The organism is Dokdonella sp., from assembly GCF_039926425.1.
Lineage (GTDB): Bacteria > Pseudomonadota > Gammaproteobacteria > Xanthomonadales > Rhodanobacteraceae > Dokdonella_A.
This window is the reverse complement of the sequence record NZ_JBDSWZ010000290.1, coordinates 1-2,670: the sequence shown is the minus strand read 5'-3', so window position 1 is coordinate 2,670 and position 2,670 is coordinate 1. Positions and strand designations below refer to the sequence as shown.

Sequence of the window (2,670 nt, the reverse complement as noted above, 5' to 3'; positions counted from 1 at the left end):
TCGGCCTGAGGTCGTCGCTGAATTCGTTGATGTCGTAGCGGTACATGCCGATCACGCCAACATCCGTGCCGTCAGCGAATGTGATGTGCGTCGGCCAGTCGTTGGCGTCGAACGCCTGCGCAAGGGTGGACGACAGCAAGACTGCGAGTGCGGCAGGAAGGATCGAAAGGCGATTCATGGCGGTCGGGATTCCAATGGGAGTGGTGGATGCTCCATCGCCGGACGCGCCGGCGGGAACTGATCGCTGCTTGTATCGACATGCCGGTCCGTTAGGTGGACGTGACGCCGATATGTCCGCGTGACTATATCGCTTCGCGCGACCGAATGCGGCGACGACACCCAAGGTCGTCATCGGGTGCGCGATTCATCAGAAGCGCCGGCCGCGAAAAAGCGCGTCCGGCAAACACCACGGCGGACATTATCCGGTCAACGCCCTTTCGCCCGCAGGTGTTTGCGCAACGCAGCCAGATCGGTGGCAACCGCGTCGCTGGCCGCTGCGCACATCCGCGCATAGCGCGCCAGCACATCTGCGCCCGCGCGCGTGAGTTGTGCGCCACCGCCGCCTGCGCCACCTTTGGTCGCTTCGACCAGCGGTTCACGGAAGCTGGTGTTGAGTTCCTCGACCAGTTGCCAGGCGCGCTTGTAACTCATGCGCATGGCACGACCGGCCGCGGAGATCGAACCGGTGTCGCGAATGCCGGCGAGAAGGTCCGCCTTGCCCGGACCGATTGCAATGCCCGGCGCCAGCATGACGCGGAGGTGGATCGCGGCCTTCGCCTGTTTCGGGGTCATCGCCACACCTGCGCGGAGTTGCGCCGATGATAACGCGCTCGCGTTTGCGGATCAGCGCAACGAAGCGCGCAGCACGTCGATCGCAACCACCTGCCGAACCCAGCGTGCCGGTCGCTTGTCGTCCTTTGCGACGATGCGGAACGGACCTTCATTCGCGTCGAGTGGCTGCCCGTTGCGACGGTCGGCAAGGATCACGTCACCGCCGCGCATCGCAGGATCAAGCTCCGCCAGCGAATAAACGACGCGGTAGCCGTCGGCCGCCGAGACGACGACATACAGCGCGAGATTTTTCCCGCGCAGCGCATCGCCCAACGGAACACCGGCGTCGGACAGCAGGTCGGACAGCGCAACGCCTTCCCAGTGCGCAGTGGTTCCATGCTCGGTCGCATCGAACGCGCGGCGCGGCAACTTGCGCAGCGCGATGTCGTCGAGACGGCGTGGCGTCGCGATTTCCCCGCCGATCGCAACCGAGCCTGCAGGGACCGGCGGCGTATCGGCCCACACCGGTGCCGAGGCGCAGGCGGCGAGGATCAGCACGGATACGGCGCATCGGACCCATGGGTTTGCGTGGTTCATCGAGGTGTTCTCCCGGCGGTCATGGTGCCGAACACTCGCGCGCCGACATCGGAAGCGATATGTTTGGATATTCATATCGCCCGGAGTATGCACCGATGAACCGTCGACCCGCCATTTTCTCCCGGTTTGCCAACCGCACGACCGCCCGACTCCTGCTTGCACTGGCGCTGTTTGCACCGGTTGTCGCACAGGCCGAAGACCTGTTGATCTTCGCCGCGGCCAGCCTCAAGCCGTCGCTCGACACGATCATCGCCACGCCGGAGGTGACGGCGCTCGGATCGGTCAAGGCGAGTTACGCGGCGAGTTCACAGCTCGCCAAGCAGATTGAAGCCGGCGCGCCAGCTGCCTTGTTCATTTCGGCCGATCAGGACTGGATGAACTACGTTGACGAAAAGAAGCTCGTCGTCGCTGGTACGCGCATGGACATTCTCGGCAACGCACTCGTGCTGATCGCGCCGAAAGACAGCACGCTGAAACTTGATATCAAACCCGGCTTCGACCTCGTCGGTGCGCTCGGGAAAGACGGCAAGCTCGCGCTCGGTGAACCCAACAGCGTTCCGGCCGGCAAGTACGCAAAAGCAGCGCTGACGCAACTGGGCATTTGGGACGCGGTGAGTGCGCACGTCGCGTCTGCCGAAAACGTCCGCGCGGCGCTCAATTTCGTCGCGCGCGGCGAGGCGCCGCTCGGCGTCGTCTATCGCTCGGATGCCATCTCCGAGCCGGCGGTGCGCGTGGTCGGCACGTTCCCCGACGGCACGCACGCACGCATCGTCTATCCGGCCGCATTGATCGCAGGGCACGACTCTCCTGCGGCACGCAAACTGCTCGACCTGTTGCACGCCGCACCGGAACAGACGATCTTCCGCACCTATGGATTCGACGCACCGGCAAAATAATTCACGTCCGTCTTCGCGTTCCGGCTCCGGCGGTCGGCAGGCAGTTGTCGGAACGATTCCGAACGCATGACGGCGCTCGCGCCCGACGAATGGCAGGCGCTCCTGCTGAGCCTGCGCGTCGGGGTGATCAGCGTGGTGCTGTCGCTGCCCGTCGCTCTCGCGCTCGGCTGGGTTCTGTCGCGCAAACGGTTTGCCGGGCGACTTCTGGTCGAGGCCGTTCTGTTCCTGCCGCTGATCCTGCCGCCGGTAGTCACCGGCTACGCGCTGCTCGCGCTGCTGGGCCGTCACGGGCCGATCGGTGCGCTGCTGGAACAGATCGGCATCGTCGTCGCCTTCCGTTGGACTGGCGCCGTGATTGCCGCCGCGGTGATGGGATTTCCATTGCTGGTCCTGTCGATTCGCGTGG

General features: G+C 64.8%; 3 protein-coding genes and 1 pseudogene. 2 read left to right on the top strand and 2 right to left on the bottom strand.

The genetic code is table 11. The features are described 5' to 3' along the window. Positions 1-426 precede the first annotated feature (426 nt). Complete coding sequence (locus tag ABIV12_RS16445; protein WP_348061325.1) at positions 427-792, bottom strand: LysR family transcriptional regulator; 366 nt, start codon at positions 790-792, stop codon at positions 427-429. A 51-nt stretch (positions 793-843) separates the two neighbouring features. Continuing rightward, on the bottom strand, positions 844-1,368 hold the full coding sequence (locus tag ABIV12_RS16440) for a molybdopterin-dependent oxidoreductase (RefSeq protein WP_348061323.1): 525 nt from the start codon (positions 1,366-1,368) through the stop codon (positions 844-846). A gap of 95 nt (positions 1,369-1,463) precedes the next feature. Here ABIV12_RS16440 and modA point away from each other — a divergent pair, with 95 nt between their 5' ends. Further along, positions 1,464-2,264: a molybdate ABC transporter substrate-binding protein gene (modA, locus tag ABIV12_RS16435; protein ID WP_348061321.1), complete on the top strand. Its 801-nt coding sequence runs from the start codon at positions 1,464-1,466 to the stop codon at positions 2,262-2,264. Between the two features lie 66 nt (positions 2,265-2,330). Then, positions 2,331-2,670 (top strand): annotated as a pseudogene (locus ABIV12_RS16430) (molybdate ABC transporter permease subunit); the annotation flags it as partial.

Excerpts from the sequence above, each read along its gene's own strand:
- ABIV12_RS16440 (WP_348061323.1), bottom strand. The coding sequence starts at position 1,368 with ATGAACCACGCAAACCCATGGGTCCGATGCGCCGTATCCGTGCTGATC.
- modA (WP_348061321.1), top strand. The coding sequence starts at position 1,464 with ATGAACCGTCGACCCGCCATTTTCTCCCGGTTTGCCAACCGCACGACC.
- ABIV12_RS16445 (WP_348061325.1), bottom strand. The coding sequence starts at position 792 with ATGACCCCGAAACAGGCGAAGGCCGCGATCCACCTCCGCGTCATGCTG.